Here is a 15,506-nt window from a genome sequence, read left to right as displayed (position 1 = left end):
GCCGATGCAAGCCGAAGCCACGCGATATCCTCAGAACCGCTAGCCGGTTTCCCGTCAGCTCTGATCCGCAGACAGGCTTCGCCGTGTGTTGCGCGCCTTGAGGAGTGCGGCGACGAAGGCCCGGACGATGCGGCCCTTCTGGACATCGGGACGGAAGAGGAGGTGACTTCTGAACGGCACCTCCGGCTTGAACGGCCGCAGGACGAGGCCGCGTTCCTGGAAGCCGTCGGCCGCGAGCGGATTGACGATGCCGATCCCGACACCTTCAAGGGCCAGCGCGCAGACGGTCGCCGAATTCGGCGTTTCCGCAACGAGGCGGGGTTTCACGCCGGCCTGTTCGCAGATCTGGTGCAACCGCAGGCGCACGCGGTCCTCCGGCGACAGGGCGATGTAGTCGTGGCCGTCGAGATCGGGCGGGGTGATCATGCTGCGCGCGGCAAGGGGATGCCCGCCGGGAATGGCGCATACGCCCGGGAAGCTGCCGAAGAGCTGGTGATCGACGCCCGAGAGATCGACCTCGTCGGCGGCGAGGCCGAGGTCGTACTGCCCGTCCGCGACGTGGTTGCGGACGGCCGAGGATGACATGACCGTCAGGGTCACCGTGATCGACGGGTGCTGCTCGCGAAAGAACCGGATCGCCCTCGGCACCAATGTGGAGCCGAGGGCGGCGAGACTCGCCACCTTCAGGCTGCCGGATCCGAAATCCCGGATCCGCGCCGCCGATGCCCTGAGCCGGTCGAGACCGACAAAGCTGGCGTCGACATCTCGAAAGAACAGCTGCCCTTCCGGCGTGGGCACCAGCCGCCCCTTGATGCGATCGAACAGGGCAAAGCCGACCTGGGCCTCGAGCTCGGCGATGCCGCGGCTCACGGCCGGCTGCGTGATGCCCATCAATTCTGCCGCGCGGGAGACGGTGCCGCTGATCATCACGGCACGGAAGGCTTCGAGCTGCCGCAGGTTCACCGGTCGGGCATCCTATAAGCTTTGCGCATGGACTCAGGCTTGTCCGTCAATTGTCCTTCTACAGTGAGTGTGGATCAATGGTCCCGCAAGCCTTGAGCAGGAGTTTTCATGCGCGACCAGACGCTCTGCGTTCACAGACCGGCCGTATCTCAGGAGGGCTTCGCAAGTCTGGCGATCCCGACCTATCGCGCCTCGACCATCGTTTTTCCCGATGCGCGCTCCTATGCCGAGCGCAAGCAGCGCGGACCGGACGGCTATTCCTACGGGCTGCACGGCACGCCGACGACGCGCACGCTGGAAGCGGCCTTGACGGAATTGCAGCAGGGCGTGCGCACGGCCCTCGTCCCCTCCGGGCAGGCTGCCATTGCCGTCGTGATGCTGACGGTCCTGATGCCGGGCGACACCGTGCTCGTCCCCGACACGGCCTATCCCCCGGCGACGGGCCTTTGCGAAAACTTCCTCAAGCCGCGCGGGATCAACTATCGCGTCTATGATCCGCTGATCGGCGGGGGCATCGCCGACCTCATGGATCCGACCGTCAAGCTGGTCTGGACGGAGTCGCCCGGCTCCACGACGATGGAGGTGCAGGACATTCCGGCCATCGTTGCCGCCGCGCACCGGCGCGGGGCGCTGGTCGGCTGTGACAACACCTGGGCGACCCCGGTCTACTTCAAGCCCCTGGTGCACGGCGTCGATTTCGTCGCCGAGGCGCTCACCAAATATGTCGGCGGCCATTCCGACCTGCTGATGGGCGCCATCAGCGTGCGGGAGCTGCCGCTCCACCGGCGCCTCAAGGATACCATGCGCATGCTGGGCATCGGGGTCTCGCCCGATGACGCGAGCCTGGCGCTGCGCGGCCTGGAGACCATGGGCGTGCGTCTCGCGCACGTCGCGCGGGTCGCGGCCGCTTTCGCCGAGCGGATGGCCGATCTCGTGCCTCCGCAACTCGTGCTCCACCCGGCCCTGCCGCATTGTCCCGGCCATGCCCTGTGGAAGCGCGACTTTTCGGGAGCGAGCGGCGTCTTCAGCCTCCTCGTTCCGCCGGATGCGGAGGCGGCGATCCCGGACCTGCTCACGGCGGCGAAGGTCTTTTCCATCGGCGCGTCGTGGGGCGGCACCCACAGCCTGATCGCGCCCATGAATGTCGTGGCCGACCGCCGGGTCAGCCGCAACGTTCATCAGGGCACGATCCTGCGCATCAGCATCGGGCTCGAGGACCCGGAGGACCTCTGGGCCGATCTCGCGCCCATCGTCGCGGCGATCGCCGCGGCGAAGCCGCCTGCCGCGCGGCTGGCGGCGCTCTGACCCAACAAGAAGAGAGGGGAACAAGATGTCGAAGAAATCACCGATCCTGTCGGCGCTGGCCGGCTTCGTTTTCGTCGCCTCGGCGGCAGGCAGCCCGGCCGCCGCCCAGTCGACCCTGGATGCCGTCAAGAAGCGCGGCCATGTCATCTGCGGAGCGAGCCAGGGCACCGTCGGCTTCGGCGCCCCGGACGGCAACGGCTACTGGCGCGGCCTCGACGTCGAGACCTGCCGCGCCGTCGCTGTTGCCGTCTTCGGCGACAAGGAGAAGGTCGCCTTCGTGCCGCTCAGCGGCCAGCAGCGCATCCCCGCCTTGCAGACCGGCGAGATCGATCTCCTGCCGCGCACGCTCACGTGGACCCTGCGCCGGGACGCCAACGGCATCAATTTCTCCGTTCCGAACTACTACGAGTTCACCGGGTTCATGGTGCCCAGGGAACTGGGAGCCACCAAAGTCGAGGACATGGCCGGCGCCTCCGTCTGCGTGCAGACGGGCTCCACGACCGAGGTTGTCGTCAACGACGTCTCGACGAAGCACAACCTCGGCCTGAAGCCGGTGATCTTCGACAATGTCGCTGCGACCCGGCAGGCCTTCTTCTCCGGGCGCTGCGATGCGCTCATCACCGATGCGGCCGCCCTTGCCTCCGTGCGGGCGACCCAGGCCAGCAACCCGGACGACTACGTCATCTTTCCGGCCACGCAATATATGGACGCCCTGACACCGGCCGTCCGGCACGGGGACGACCAGTGGTTCGACATCGTGAAATGGTCGATCCAGGCACTCCTGGCGGCCGAGATGTACGGCATCACCCAGGCCAACGTCGATGAGATGTTGACCTCGAGCGACCCGCGCGTGCGGCGCTTTCTCGGCGTGGAGCCCGGCAACGGCGCGGCCCTCGGGCTCGACGAGACGTTCGCCTACAACGTCGTCAAGCAACTGGGAAACTACGCCGAGATCTATGACCGCAATCTCGGCGAGGGGAGCCCGCTCAAGATCGATCGCGGCCCGAACCGTCTGTTCAGGGACGGCGGCCTCATGTTCCCGCTCGACTTCCAGTAGCCGACGGCCCCGGAACGGGAGGCGCTCATGCTCACCAGCCTCTGGTACAGCGAAAGGGCACGCAGCTGGCTGATGCAGGCGCTGCTCCTCGCTGCCGTCATCGCCCTTTTTTCCTGGCTCGCCGCCAATACGGTTGCGAACCTCGCCGCCCGCGGCATTCGCGTGGGCTACGACTTCCTGTGGCGGCCGGCACGCTTCCCGATCTCGGAAAGCGTGATCGCCTACAGCCCGGCGGATACCTTCTTCTGGGCCTTTGCCGTCGGCATTGCCAATACCCTCTTCATCTCGGTTCTCGCCATCGCCCTGTCGACCGCGTTCGGCCTCGTCGTCGGTCTGGCGCGACGCTCCCGAAACCCGCTGGCGGCCGGCGTCACCGGCGCCTATATCACCGCCGTGCGGAACACGCCGCTCATCGTGCAACTGCTCTTCTGGTACGCGCTGACGACCACCGCCCTGCCTGCGCCACGCAACGCCTGGAATCCGATCGACGGCGTGTTCGTGTCGCTCAGGGGCGTGTTCCTGCCGCAGCTGAGCCTGACGGGGGATGTTGGAAACTTCTCAGGCCTCGGCGTCGCCATCATCATTGCCGCGGCCGCCGCACTCGTCCTGGGCCGGCGCGCGGGCCTGCGGTTGCGCACCAGCCATGTCGTTGCGGCGGCTCTTGTTGCGCTCACTGTCGCCGCCCTTGCCTGCGGCATCGACATCTCGGCCACGCGGCCGGAGCTGCGCGGCTTCAACTTCGCCGGCGGCTTCAGGGTGTCGACCGAGTTCACCGCGCTCATCGTCGGCTTCGTCGTCTACACCTCCGCCTTTATCGGCGAGATCGTTCGTGGCGGCATCGACGCCGTGGGCAAGGGCCAGTGGGAGGCGGGGCGGGCGCTCGGCCTCAGTGAGCGCCAAACCCTCGGCAAGGTCGTGATCCCGCAGGCGCTGCGCATCATCATCCCGCCGCTGACGACGCAATATCTGTCGACCGTCAAGAACACGACGCTCGCGCTCGCCGTCGGCTATCCCGAGCTTGGACTGATCGTCGGCACGGTCATCAATCAGACCGGCCAGGCCATCGAGAGCATCGTCATCATGCTCGCCGTGTTCCTCTCGATCAGCCTCGCGGTGTCGCTGTTCATGAACTGGTACAACCGCAAAGTCGCATTGGTGCAGCGATGACCTCCACAACCTCCGTCGTATCGGCCCCCATCGAGGTCCTGCGCCCGCCCGTCGCGCCGCGCCGCTCCGCCTTCACGCTTCTCTTCGGCGATCTTGCGAGCGCCGGCATCACCGTCGCGACCGGCGGGCTCCTCGTCCTCGCAGCCCCGAAAATGCTGGAATGGGCGATCTTCGACGCGGTCTTCGTCACGGACGACCCGCGCGCCTGCCAAGGGGCGGGGGCGTGCTGGGCCTTCGTTGCCGACAAGCTCCGTTTCATCCTGTTCGGCGTCTATCCGCCGGAGGAGCAGTGGCGGCCGCTCGCTGTCATCGGCCTCATCATCGCCGGCGTGCTGATGACCCTGTCGCCTGCGCTGTGGGGCCGGCGGCTCGTCCTCGGCTGGGGCCTCATCATCGGCGCCATGCTGGCGCTCATGTGGGGTGGCTTTCTCCGGCTCGCCTTCGTGCCGACGAGCAGCTGGGGCGGACTTCCCGTCACGCTTCTCCTGGCGGTGCTGTCCCTCGGCCTCGGCTTTCCGTTCGCGGTGCTGTTGGCGCTCGGACGGCGCTCCGCGAAGCCGGTCGCGCGCGTGCTGTCGGTGTTCACCATCGAGATCGTGCGGGGCCTCCCGCTCGTCGGCCTCCTGTTCGTCGCCTCCATCCTCCTGCCGCTCCTGCTGCCGGCGGACTGGACGATCGACAAGCTCGGCCGCACGGTCGCGGCGCTCACCGTGTTTTCCGCAGCTTATCTCGCCGAGGTCATCCGCGGCGGCCTGCAGGGCGTGCCGGCGGGGCAGGACGAGGCGGCGAGAGCGCTCGGCATCCCCTACTGGAAGACGGTCTGGCACATCGTGCTGCCGCAGGCGATCCAGAAGGTCATCCCGCCGCTGACGAACACGGCGATCGTCATGGTGAAGAACACAAGCCTCGTCATGATCGTCGGCGTGTTCGACATGCTGAACGCCGGCCGTTCCGCGGCGACCGACCCAGCCTGGCCCGCGCCTTACGCGGAGACCTATCTCTTCGTGGCCGCGGCCTATTTCCTCATCTGCTACGGGATCTCGCGCTATTCGCTCTGGCTCGAACGGCGCGTCCGCGAAAGGGATTATCGATGATCGAGACCTCGCAGCCCCCTCGAGCGGCGGACATGACGCAGGCCGAGCCGGCCGTTCGGATCGAGGCCGTGCACAAGTGGTACGGCGCCTATCATGCCCTCAAAGGGGTGAACCTCGACATCCGCCGCGGCGAACGGGTGGTCGTCTGCGGCCCCTCCGGCTCGGGCAAGTCGACCCTCATCCGCTGCGTCAACCGTCTGGAAGATCACCAGAGCGGGCATATCGTGGTGAACGGCGTCGAACTCACGGGCAACCTGCGCAACATCGACGCCGTGCGGCGCGATGTCGGCATGGTGTTCCAGCACTTCAACCTGTTCCCGCATCTGAGCGTGCTCGACAACTGCGCCGTGCCGCTCGTCCTCGCCCGCAGGACGCCTCGTGCCGAGGCGGAGGCCACGGCCAGGCATTTCCTGGAACGCGTGCGCATTCCCGAACAGGCGCACAAGTTCCCCGGCCAGCTGTCCGGAGGCCAGCAGCAGCGCGTGGCAATCGCGCGGGCCCTGTGCATGCAACCCAAGATCATGCTGTTCGACGAGCCGACGTCGGCGCTCGATCCCGAGATGGTGAAGGAGGTGCTCGACACGATGGTCGCTCTCGCCGAGGAGGGCATGACCATGATCGTCGTCACGCACGAGATGGGCTTTGCGCGGCGGGTGGCCGACCGGGTCGTCTTCATGGACCAGGGCGAGATCGTGGAAAGTGCACCTCCCGAGATGTTCTTCGCCAACCCGGCAAGCGAACGCACGAGAGCGTTTCTCAGCCAGATCGTCCATTGAACCATTCGGTGGCAAAGACCACCTATGGTCTCTCTACCCCTGACCACGCTGCCAGATGTACCTTGCTCCAGCCAGACTGGTGCAGCCAGTCTCTCGTGTCTCGCAGACGCTTGAGCATGACTACAACGCGTCGATCCACGCGGTCACTGCGGCGGTCACGTCGTCCTTGCGATCGAGCATGATCCAGTGTCCTGCTCCGGTCCACGCTTCCACCTTGGACTTGGGATTCGAGAACCACGGCCGCATGCGGCGCGCCTGGGCCGGATCCCGGCACAGGTGGTAGAACGGCATCGACAGGTGCCGGCAGAATCGGGCGCTCGCCTCCTCCACGCCGACTTGATCGGGTCCTGTGAAAAGCGGACCAAAGGACTCACGCACGACGTGCTTGGGCATGCCCTGGACCCGTCGTGTGTGCCAACGCGTGAAAGCCGGGTCCATGCCGCGGTCGTAGACGCCGGCGAACAGCGCGGGAACCACCGTGCCAGGGTCGCCGGCGGCGAGGTCCCGGGTGGTCTTGCCGAAGAGCCGCGCTGCCGCGGCATCGAAGCCGAGCGCACCGTCGATCGACACGACGGCGCGGATCAGGTCCGGTCTTTTCACCGCGAGCCGCGCCGCGATCTGGGCACCCATCGAATGCCCGACGAGGACGAACTTGCGTCCCTGATAGGCGGCGAGGATCAACGTCTCGATGTCCGCCACATAATCGGCGGGGGTGTAGGACCCGGGGGGCATGACTTCTGACCTGCCGTGTCCGCGCAGGTCGGGGGCAACCACGCGGTACTTGCTCTCGAACACCGGCAATTGCCAGCTCCAGTCGTGCGAATCGCAGGTCCACCCGTGGAGCAGCATGACGTCGGGACCGCTCCCGACATCGGTGAAGAATAGCCGTGCGGTTCGTCGCTCGTGCGCCACCGCGGGCGCGGCAGTTCCTGTTCCGGTGCCGATTGCAGCGGCTGCCGTGGTCGCCCCCATCAATCCCAGCAACTTGCGCCGGGAAAGTTCAAGACCTTCATCTGCCATGAGCCCTCCTTTGCCTTGCACCGGCAGCGCCAGGGAAGCGCGGGCCGGAATTGATCGCCTGGAGGGGATAGATATAACTTGGATATCTACGATCAATTATGCACTTTGAGGTGCGTAGATATACGCGAGGATATCGGCATGCCGAGGACCCGACCTGCGGACGTGGACATCGTCTATTTCGCCGATTGCGCGGCGCGATCCTTCTTCGACCAGGTCGCCAACAAATGGTCGGTGATGATCCTGACCATCCTCGCCGAGCGGCCGACGCGCTTCAACGCGTTGATGCGCCGATTGGAAGGGATAACCCATAAGGCGCTGACTCAGGCGCTGCGGCGGCTCGAGCGCAACGGATTGATCGCGCGCAAAGTGATGGCGACGTCGCCGGTCGCCGTCGAGTATTCGATCACCGATCTGGGGCGCACGCTGCAAGCTCCCTTCGGGGCGGTCTACGACTGGGCGATCCACCACCTCGACGACATCGAGGAAGCCCAGCGCCGATATGATGCAAGAGCCGGGCTCTGAGGGGGCGACGTGGGGACGGGGACGCGCCGCGAAGCCGACGGTCCGCTGTGTGCCCGCGTCGGCCGGCCGCCAATGACCGACAAGCGGGCGAAGAGCCCTTCCGACCAAGCGAAGCGCCTCAGATTTGGTCTGCAATCGCTGCCTTGTCGATTATCGACCAGACCCTTGCGATCCTTCCATCGGCAAATTCGTAGAACACATTCTCGTCGAACTGGATGCGCTTACCGTTGACGGGCAGGCCAAATAAGCTGCCGGTCGGAGTGCAGTCGAAATGCAGGCGGCTGGCGATGCGCGGCGGATCGGACAGTAAAAGCTCAATGTTGAAGTAAAGATCAGGGATGGCCCGAAAATCGCCTTCCAGCATCTCCCGATAACCCGCCAGCCCCACCCACCTTTCGTTATAGTGAACATTGTCGTCAACGAACTGTCCGAGATTCACCCAGTCTTGGCGGTTCAGGCAGTCGATATAGCTCCGATAGATATCGGACAGTTGGCCGTGGCGCATTGGCATTGTCTCTGGGGATAGGTTGTTCCGCTGCTGAAAATGGTGAAATGCGGGATTACCGAGGTCAAGCCTTCTCTCGCGACGCCCTTCTGTACGTTTGCGCAAGACTGCCGCAAGGCCATTTTACGATTGCGCCAAAGGGGCCGTTTGCGGACCGCTTTCAGGTGAAAAGGGTGAAGCCGTCGACATCTTTGGTCGTGCATCCAGCAGCTTCGCCGACCTGATGGAGCAATTCGGAACTTTACATATGGGATGGGACGCAGGGATGATTTCCAGCACGTTGAAGTTGGCGTTGATGTAACGCGACCTGTATTCTACTGCGTCTCATGGAATTTTCGCATCTCTGGCCTTGGATGGGGCTCGGCCTGGCCGCGATGCTCCTGCTAGGGCTCACCATCGGCGACATGCGCGGCGATCGCGCCGTGCCGCACACCCATGACATGGTGTGGCTCGCCTGGGCGGCCACTGCCGCCTATCTGCTCCACCAGTTCGAAGAGCATGGCATCGACGCGCGAGGCGCGCCCTACGCCTTCCGCGGCACGCTTTGCACCTTCTTCGGATTTGCCAGTGCGGCAGCCTGCCCCATTCCGGATGCCTTCATCACCGCGGTGAATATTCCCGTGGCGTGGCTCGCAGGTCCCATCGCCGCCCTGCTGGGGCGCCGCTGGCCGGCCATCGCGCTGAGCTATTTCGGTGTGCCGACGGTCAATGCCTTCGCGCACATCGGTCCGGCATTCGCGGCCGGCAGTTATAACCCGGGCCTGCTCACCGCGGTTCTTCTGTTCCTGCCGCTATCGCTTTGGACCTTGTGGATTGCGTTGCGGAGGCCGGACCTTGGATGGCGAATGGTGGCCGCCACCATCGCCGGCGGCATCGTAGTGCATGCGGTGCTGATCCTGACGCTCGGAGCCTTTTTGATGGGCTCGCTCGGCGAAAACACCCTCGTCGCAATTGAGGTCGCCAATCCGGCGATCCCGATCCTCCTGGTTGCCGCAATCATGCGGCGACCTCATGCTCCTTGGTCGGCGGAATACGAAAAGCAGCTCGCAGCTTTTAGGATCAGGCGTGGTCGCCAAGAATGACAGCCATGGGGGCGCGCAGCGGTAATCGCCTTGAGGAGAGCAAGATTTGCTCAAGGGCATGGAGCGAACGCGCTCATGCGGAAGGCGCAGCACCGGACGTGAGCCTTCCGAGCCCTTATCAAACCAGTGCCGAAAGCCGTTCTGCCGTATCGGGCATGCGCTTCAAACTCGCCTTGATCCGGTCACGCCAGCGAGGACCACGCGACAGCGCATCCTGATAGGCTTCTGCGAGATCGTCCGGGCGGTCCTCAGAAAGAACCGACACAAGGAACTCGGCCTGAGCCCGGTCCTTTCGAGCCTTCAACTGATCAGGCCCGCCAAGGCGCCGATCGGCCACGATCAGCTTGTGAATGGCGAATCGCTCGGGCCGCGGTATCTGAACCAGAACGCCAGAACGGTATAGAGCGACCGCATGAATCGGGTCGGCGATCAGAAAGTTCAGATAGTTCAGGGCCTGGGCGCTCACCCCCAATGCAGGCAGCGGCTTGACCTTTTCCTCGCCAAAGGCCGGCGTCAGAAACTCGACCATTGCTTCCGAGTGACTCTGCCGCCATTTCCAAATCTGCCGATCATTTATACCGGGCACCGGATCAAACTTGAGCAACTTGAGTATCTCGGCGGGATTCTCTTCAACCTTGTCTTCCAGAACAACCGACAGCCGTTCGAAACTGGCGAAATCGATGTCGCCGGTTTGGGCCAGCTCCTCGTAATCCATGCGCACCCCGAGGTCGCCCTGGTAGAGGCTGTAAGCTGATGTTCCCACGAGCGTACCGCCAAGCCGGAACACCCCTGCCCGAGAAAAAGCGAGAAGCAATGATCCTGTTTCGCGATCGGTCGTGATGAAGCCCTCGGCTCGGAGCGTCCTGGTGAGCCTCGCCATCCGCTTCCTGCGCTCTTCCGCGTCGGCCTTCAGCGCTTCCGCGCGTTCCAGGCGTTGACGCAACTCCGGTTTGTCTTCGCCGAGATACCGGCTCATCATCTCGGTTCCGATCCGGAAGCGCTCATAGAGATAGGTTCGCCCGTTGCGCTGCCGCTCCTCGATGGTGCCAACCAGACCGGAGGCCCTTTCGTCGAGATGAAGACGTAGCAGGTCCTGATAGGCCACGACGGCCGGACGGCTGTGAGCAACGATTTTCATGGCGCTCCATGTCTCCGCGCTATGTGCATCAAATAATATTTTGATGCACACGGACACAAGTGTGCAGCAGAAAAATGACTGATGCACATGGATCAGGCCTTCCGAGAAGCAGGCCATCTCATTTACCGCGCTGGCGCGCTCCGGCGTAAGCGATTGAACGATAGCGCATCGAGCCGGGGGAACGGTTCCGTTCGCCGACGACCGGCCCGGGCCGGATCATTGGATGGAGGAGATCGAGAAGATCGACCTGAGCAGCCGAACCGGCGGCCGGGGGAATGCGGCCGGGACTAAGTCTCGTCCTAACGGCGATCGACCTCGAAACCGTCAGCGCCAATGGCCGACAGGGGTGAACAGGGAAACGGCCGCTTTCCGGCGGAAGGCGGCGATGCTGCCGTCCCGAAAACGAGGGTACTCTGGGAAAATACCGCTGTCCTAATCGTTGTATCTATCGCTGCGTGGGGAGTTCGACAGTCTGGCCCACAACATCGATCGCCACCTTGCCGCGAAGCCCACGGGAGCTTCCGCCTTCGAGCAATTCATGCGCATCGCCGACCCGAGCCAGAGGCAGCACCGCGCCGATGACAGGCTTGATCAGGCCACGTTCGATGAGGTTTGTCAGCGCGTCGAGCTTGCCGCGGTTCTGCCGTGTGAACACGAAATGATAGGCGGCATTCTTGCCCCACGCCTCGATCAGGTTTTGCGGCTGTGCGATGTCGACGATGCTGACCACCCGTCCGGCATCCGCGAGGGCGAGCGGGCTTTTCGTCAGGGTGTCGCCGCCGATGGTGTCGAACACGACGTTCACCCCCTGCCCATGCGTCAGGTCCGCCACGGCTGAGACATAGTCATCGGAGGCGTAGTCGATTACCTCGTCCGCTCCGAGCGAACGGACGAAGTCATGGTTACTGGAGCGCGCCGTCGTGATGACCCGCGCACCCATCGCCTTGGCAAGCTGGATCGCCACGGTGCCCACACCGCCGGCGCCCCCGTGGATCAAAATCGTTTCATGGACGGCAAGCTGGGCGCGGGTCACCAAGGCTTCCCAGATCGTACCGCCAACCAGCGTCAGGCTGGCAGCCTCCAGATGACTGATATTGTGCGGCTTGCGAGCGACCAGATCGACATCGACGACGTGCTGCTCCGCATATGAGCCCGGGCCGCCGAAGATTTTGGGCGTGTAGTAAACCTCGTCGCCTATCTCGAACGCGCTCACGTCCGCCCCCTTCTCTTCCACGACGCCGGAAACGTCGTGACCGATGATGGCGGGGAGCGGCACGTAATCGACATAGTCGCCGCGGCGGATCTGATAGTCCAGGGGATTGATGGCAGTGGCGTGAACGCGCACCCGGACCTGTCGCGGCCCGACAGCCGGTACGGAAACATCGCGCAGCTCGAACGCGTCGTAGCCACCGAACTTTTCGAGGACGATCGCTTTCATCGTGTCGGTCATGATCTCACCCTTTATCAAACCCAATTGAGGGGAGGAGCCTTATGGGCAGGTACACATCATCGCTCTCATTTGGCTCCCGGCGACTTCCTCGGGAGCAGCGGGCCGGCCGATCAAGATGCCGGGGAGCGATGTCACGATCCGCCGGCTCCCTCTTGTGACCGACGCAGCACGTCCTGCCATTCCGGGTGGCGACCGATCTGTGCTTTCGCGAAAGGACAGAGCGGTATGATGGCAATGCCGTCGCGCCGCGCATCCTCGATCGCCTGGCGCACCAGCCGCTCGCCGACCTTGCGGCCGCGCAAGCCCGCCGGCACTTCCGTGTGGTCGATGATGATCAGGCCTTCGCCGGCCCGGCTGTAGGTCATCTCGGCCTCCATGCCGTCGACGACGAGGCGGTAGCGTCCCTTCGACGCGCCATCCTCGCGCTCGACCCGTTCCTCGCCCGTCGGGGCCGCGGGCTTGACCGTTTCGGCATCGGGCGTGCGGACCTGCCGCGGCGCTCCATGCGCGCATTCGAGAAGCTCGCGGTCCCATCCGCCCAGATCGGCGGCGGCCTCGTAGGTCGAGACGAGGAACGCCATCAGGGCTTCGTCGGGATCGGCGGCCGACCGCACGGCATCATAGGGGAGGACGAATTCCGACAGGCCCTCGTGCCAGAACGCGGCGTCGGGTCGGACCGACGCTGCGCGATAGCCGGCCGGGGCCGGATAGGCGTAGGCATAGAAGGCCGGATAGTCGATACCGTTGCCGCCCGGCCAGAAGCCCGCCGAGGACACCTCGCGGTCATAGGCCTCCTGCGCCACGTCGTCGGGCAAGGCGGGGATGCCCGCCGGATGAAGCGGCGCGCGCCTGCCCGAAAAGCGGGTGACCGCCAGGTCGAGCGCGCCCCAGAACAGATGAACGGGACTGGACTTGCCAAGAAACGACGTTCGGAATCGGTTGAAGACCCTGTCGACCGCCATCAGGGCCTGATGGAAGCGCTGGATGGCTTCGCGATCATAGGGTCGGTCGCGATCATCCTCGGCGAAGAGTACCGGGAAGGGCACCTCGTTCGGTCGGCCGTTGAAGGTCGGGGTGCCGCCGAGCTCCGTGATCAGTCGAACGAAACGCGCGTGGAACGTCGCGACCGTGGTCGGCCCGAGATCGAACGACACCCTGCGGCCGTTGCCGCTGGTGCCCACGACCTTGTGCTCGCGCAGGTCGAACAGGATTTCGATGCCCGGGCCGTCGGGAATGGGCGAGGAGGCGAGACCGTTCGGCGTGACGTAGAAGGTCGCGTTCCACGAATGGTTGAGCCATGGCGTGTGGGCGAGCCGGTACTTGCCGGCGACCTGGAGGTAGAGATGCAGCGCTGAACACGTCTCGCGCCAGCTGAGGTAGTCGAGGTCGGGCCACTTGGTCATTTCGGTCCTCCAGGCTGGCTCCGGTCAATCCGGAAGGGGAATGTGCTCGTTGCGGTCGTCGACGGGCAGATCGAAGCGGCCGTTGCCCCAGTTCGCGGCGCGCCATTCGGCCTTGGCGAGTTCGATGCGCTCCTGCGACGAGGCGACGAAGTTCCACCAGATGTAGCGCGGTCCGTTGAAGGTCGCGCCGCCGAGGATCATCAGCCGCGCGCCGCGGTCCCCGGCAGCAACCGAGATGCGGTCCCCCGGCCGGAACACCATCATCTGGCCTGCCTCGAATTCCTGTCCGGCAACCGAGATCGAGCCTTCGACGATATAGATGCCGCGGTCTTCGTGGTTGTCCGGCATCGGCAGCCGGCTTCCCGGCTCGAGCCTTACATCTGCGTAGAACGTCTCGGAGAGCATCGTGGCGGGCGCCGCCATGCCGTAGGCATTTCCGAGGATAAGCCGAACCGAGACGCCACGGTCCTCGATGACTGGAAGCGTCTCCTTGCCATGATGCTCAAAGCTGGGGGCCACATCCTCATGGCTGTCCGGCAAGGCCAGCCAGGTCTGGATCCCGAACAGGCTGTTCGGGCCGCTCCGCGCCGTCGCGGAGGTGCGCTCCGAATGCGTGACGCCGCGCCCCGCGACCATCCAGTTGAGCGCACCGGGCCTAATGATCTGATCGGCGCCGGTGCTGTCACGGTGATGGAAGTCGCCCTGGAAAAGATAGGTGACCGTGCCGAGGCCGATATGCGGATGCGGCCGGACGTCGACGCCCTGTCCCGTCAGCAACTCGGCCGGCCCGGCCTGATCGAAGAAGATGAACGGCCCGACCATCTGGCGCTTCGGTGCGGGCAGGGCGCGCCGGACCTCGAAGCCGCCAAGGTCGCGCGAGCGCGGGACGATCAGGGTCTCGATCGCATCGACCCCGACCTCGTCGGGACAGCCCGGTTCGATTGATGGGTTCCAGCTCATGTGCGTTATCCCTTGTCTTCGGAGCGCCTGATCCTGCCGAGCGATCGTCGGAGCTGGCGGCCGAAACGCCCCCGACATCGGTAATTTCCGCGAACGTCCGCGACGCAGCGTGGCAGGAGCAGGCCCTGCCGTATCGGTCTGGCAGTCACGCATTCCCGCAGGCAGATGCGTCGAAATTTGGTCGCACCCTTTCCGAGAAAACGAACGAACTCAAGCCTCCGCGTCGCGACGCGCCGGAAAGGGAGCAAGAACGGCACCAGAGCGGCATGTCCTGCACCGCAAGGCCCAAGCGCATTCGCTAGTTACCAGCCGCCGATGAGCGCTTCCCTCAGGACTCAGGAGATTGGAATGACTTTTCGCAACGGCCTTGCTTCGCTTCTTCGCCCCGAGGATTCCGTACTGGTCCTGATAGACCATCAGCCCTACCAGCTGGCGAACCTGAACAGCCACGATCCGCATACCGTGGTCAACAATTCGGCCGCGCTGGCGAAGGCTGCGAAGGTCTTCGGCGTGCCCACCATCCTGACCAGCGTCGTCGCGGATCGTGGCGGTCATATCTTCCCGCAGATCACCGACGTGTTTCCCGGCCAGGAGATCATCGACCGGACGCTGATCAACACCTGGGAGGATCCCAAGGTTGTCGACGTGGTCAAGGCGACAGGTCGCAAGCAACTGGTCCTGGCCGGCCTGTGGACCGAGGTCTGCGTCGCGATGCCGGCAATCCAGGCGGCCGGCGAAGGCTGGGACGTGACAGTCGTCACCGATGCGTCCGGCGCCGTTTCGACAGAGGCGCATGAAATCGCCATCCAGCGCATGATCGCGGCCGGCGTGAACATGATCACCTGGATGGCGCTGGCGGCGGAATGGCAGCGCGACTGGGCGCGGAGCGAGACCGCCGGGGCGCTCAACGAGGTGGTCATCCAGCATGCCGCGGGCAGCGGCATCGCCTATCTGTGGGAGCAGCAGTTGCTCAACACGCCGGTGCCGAGCCCGGCGAGCTGATTTGAGTTGCGATGGCGAGGCGAGCCCGAGGCATCCCGCGAACGGGCGTGGCCTCGTCATCC

15 protein-coding genes are annotated in these 15,506 nt (G+C 64.8%); 8 read left to right on the top strand and 7 right to left on the bottom strand.

The genetic code is table 11. From position 1 onward, the window contains the following. Positions 1-54 precede the first annotated feature (54 nt). A complete protein-coding gene (locus tag GGR16_RS12170; protein WP_183316776.1) occupies positions 55-963 on the bottom strand; it encodes a LysR substrate-binding domain-containing protein in 909 nt (302 codons plus the stop codon). A 108-nt stretch (positions 964-1,071) separates the two neighbouring features. Between GGR16_RS12170 and GGR16_RS12165 the strand changes: the two genes are divergently transcribed. From GGR16_RS12165 to GGR16_RS12145, 5 genes are read left to right on the top strand one after another with little or no spacing between them, the layout of a single operon-like run. Further along, on the top strand, positions 1,072-2,268 hold the full coding sequence (locus tag GGR16_RS12165) for a trans-sulfuration enzyme family protein (RefSeq protein WP_019403202.1): 1,197 nt from the start codon (positions 1,072-1,074) through the stop codon (positions 2,266-2,268). 25 nt (positions 2,269-2,293) lie between these two features. Continuing rightward, the gene (locus GGR16_RS12160; protein ID WP_183316775.1) at positions 2,294-3,325 is read left to right on the top strand and encodes an amino acid ABC transporter substrate-binding protein; all 1,032 of its coding nucleotides are present in this window, start codon (positions 2,294-2,296) and stop codon (positions 3,323-3,325) included. 27 nt (positions 3,326-3,352) lie between these two features. Further along, the gene (locus GGR16_RS12155; RefSeq protein ID WP_183316774.1) at positions 3,353-4,492 is read left to right on the top strand and encodes an amino acid ABC transporter permease; all 1,140 of its coding nucleotides are present in this window, start codon (positions 3,353-3,355) and stop codon (positions 4,490-4,492) included. Then, positions 4,489-5,586 carry an amino acid ABC transporter permease gene (locus GGR16_RS12150; RefSeq protein WP_183316773.1) on the top strand — a complete coding sequence of 366 codons (1,098 nt, stop codon included), beginning with the start codon at positions 4,489-4,491 and terminating at the stop codon, positions 5,584-5,586. The genes GGR16_RS12155 and GGR16_RS12150 overlap by 4 nt, the downstream gene beginning before the upstream one ends. Before the next feature lie 32 nt (positions 5,587-5,618). Next, on the top strand, positions 5,619-6,362 hold the full coding sequence (locus tag GGR16_RS12145; RefSeq protein ID WP_183316879.1) for an amino acid ABC transporter ATP-binding protein: 744 nt from the start codon (positions 5,619-5,621) through the stop codon (positions 6,360-6,362). Positions 6,363-6,482: 120 nt separating this feature from the next. Here the strand turns inward: GGR16_RS12145 and GGR16_RS12140 are convergent, their stop codons facing one another. Continuing rightward, positions 6,483-7,382 carry an alpha/beta fold hydrolase gene (locus GGR16_RS12140; protein ID WP_246372999.1) on the bottom strand — a complete coding sequence of 300 codons (900 nt, stop codon included), beginning with the start codon at positions 7,380-7,382 and terminating at the stop codon, positions 6,483-6,485. Between the two features lie 162 nt (positions 7,383-7,544). Between GGR16_RS12140 and GGR16_RS12135 the strand changes: the two genes are divergently transcribed. Continuing rightward, complete coding sequence (locus GGR16_RS12135) at positions 7,545-7,904, top strand: winged helix-turn-helix transcriptional regulator (protein ID WP_019403196.1); 360 nt, start codon at positions 7,545-7,547, stop codon at positions 7,902-7,904. 118 nt (positions 7,905-8,022) lie between these two features. On the opposite strand, the gene GGR16_RS12130 is transcribed toward GGR16_RS12135, so the two are convergent. After that, entirely contained in the window at positions 8,023-8,409 is a 387-nt protein-coding gene (locus GGR16_RS12130; protein WP_183316772.1) for an ester cyclase, read from the bottom strand. Positions 8,410-8,762: 353 nt separating this feature from the next. Between GGR16_RS12130 and GGR16_RS12125 the strand changes: the two genes are divergently transcribed. Further along, positions 8,763-9,491: an HXXEE domain-containing protein gene (locus GGR16_RS12125; protein ID WP_183316771.1), complete on the top strand. Its 729-nt coding sequence runs from the start codon at positions 8,763-8,765 to the stop codon at positions 9,489-9,491. 118 nt (positions 9,492-9,609) lie between these two features. Here GGR16_RS12125 and GGR16_RS12120 read toward each other — a convergent pair whose 3' ends face one another. The 4 genes from GGR16_RS12120 to GGR16_RS12105 form a co-directional block, all read right to left on the bottom strand. Continuing rightward, the gene (locus tag GGR16_RS12120) at positions 9,610-10,629 is read right to left on the bottom strand and encodes a nucleotidyltransferase family protein (RefSeq protein WP_183316770.1); all 1,020 of its coding nucleotides are present in this window, start codon (positions 10,627-10,629) and stop codon (positions 9,610-9,612) included. A gap of 445 nt (positions 10,630-11,074) precedes the next feature. Then, positions 11,075-12,079, bottom strand: coding sequence for a zinc-dependent alcohol dehydrogenase family protein (locus GGR16_RS12115; protein WP_183316769.1), 1,005 nt, complete (start codon positions 12,077-12,079; stop codon positions 11,075-11,077). 131 nt (positions 12,080-12,210) lie between these two features. Further along, positions 12,211-13,482 carry a DUF5996 family protein gene (locus tag GGR16_RS12110; protein WP_183316768.1) on the bottom strand — a complete coding sequence of 424 codons (1,272 nt, stop codon included), beginning with the start codon at positions 13,480-13,482 and terminating at the stop codon, positions 12,211-12,213. 24 nt (positions 13,483-13,506) lie between these two features. Next, a complete protein-coding gene (locus GGR16_RS12105; protein ID WP_019403190.1) occupies positions 13,507-14,442 on the bottom strand; it encodes a pirin family protein in 936 nt (311 codons plus the stop codon). Between the two features lie 348 nt (positions 14,443-14,790). Between GGR16_RS12105 and GGR16_RS12100 the strand changes: the two genes are divergently transcribed. After that, on the top strand, positions 14,791-15,444 hold the full coding sequence (locus GGR16_RS12100) for a hydrolase (RefSeq protein WP_183316767.1): 654 nt from the start codon (positions 14,791-14,793) through the stop codon (positions 15,442-15,444). Positions 15,445-15,506: the final 62 nt, after the last annotated feature.

Source organism: Chelatococcus caeni (genome assembly GCF_014196925.1).
Lineage (GTDB): Bacteria > Pseudomonadota > Alphaproteobacteria > Rhizobiales > Beijerinckiaceae > Chelatococcus_A > Chelatococcus_A caeni.
Note: the sequence above shows the minus strand (reverse complement) of the source record. Positions and strands in the feature narration are given on the sequence as shown.

Bases quoted from the DNA above. Each gene is read 5' to 3' on its own strand.
- GGR16_RS12165 (WP_019403202.1), top strand. From the start codon at position 1,072: ATGCGCGACCAGACGCTCTGCGTTCACAGACCGGCCGTATCTCAGGAG.
- GGR16_RS12160 (WP_183316775.1), top strand. From the start codon at position 2,294: ATGTCGAAGAAATCACCGATCCTGTCGGCGCTGGCCGGCTTCGTTTTC.
- GGR16_RS12155 (WP_183316774.1), top strand. From the start codon at position 3,353: ATGCTCACCAGCCTCTGGTACAGCGAAAGGGCACGCAGCTGGCTGATG.
- GGR16_RS12150 (WP_183316773.1), top strand. From the start codon at position 4,489: ATGACCTCCACAACCTCCGTCGTATCGGCCCCCATCGAGGTCCTGCGC.
- GGR16_RS12145 (WP_183316879.1), top strand. From the start codon at position 5,619: ATGACGCAGGCCGAGCCGGCCGTTCGGATCGAGGCCGTGCACAAGTGG.
- GGR16_RS12140 (WP_246372999.1), bottom strand. From the start codon at position 7,382: ATGGCAGATGAAGGTCTTGAACTTTCCCGGCGCAAGTTGCTGGGATTG.
- GGR16_RS12130 (WP_183316772.1), bottom strand. From the start codon at position 8,409: ATGCGCCACGGCCAACTGTCCGATATCTATCGGAGCTATATCGACTGC.
- GGR16_RS12125 (WP_183316771.1), top strand. From the start codon at position 8,763: ATGGGGCTCGGCCTGGCCGCGATGCTCCTGCTAGGGCTCACCATCGGC.
- GGR16_RS12120 (WP_183316770.1), bottom strand. From the start codon at position 10,629: ATGAAAATCGTTGCTCACAGCCGTCCGGCCGTCGTGGCCTATCAGGAC.
- GGR16_RS12115 (WP_183316769.1), bottom strand. From the start codon at position 12,079: ATGACCGACACGATGAAAGCGATCGTCCTCGAAAAGTTCGGTGGCTAC.
- GGR16_RS12110 (WP_183316768.1), bottom strand. From the start codon at position 13,482: ATGACCAAGTGGCCCGACCTCGACTACCTCAGCTGGCGCGAGACGTGT.
- GGR16_RS12105 (WP_019403190.1), bottom strand. From the start codon at position 14,442: ATGAGCTGGAACCCATCAATCGAACCGGGCTGTCCCGACGAGGTCGGG.
- GGR16_RS12100 (WP_183316767.1), top strand. From the start codon at position 14,791: ATGACTTTTCGCAACGGCCTTGCTTCGCTTCTTCGCCCCGAGGATTCC.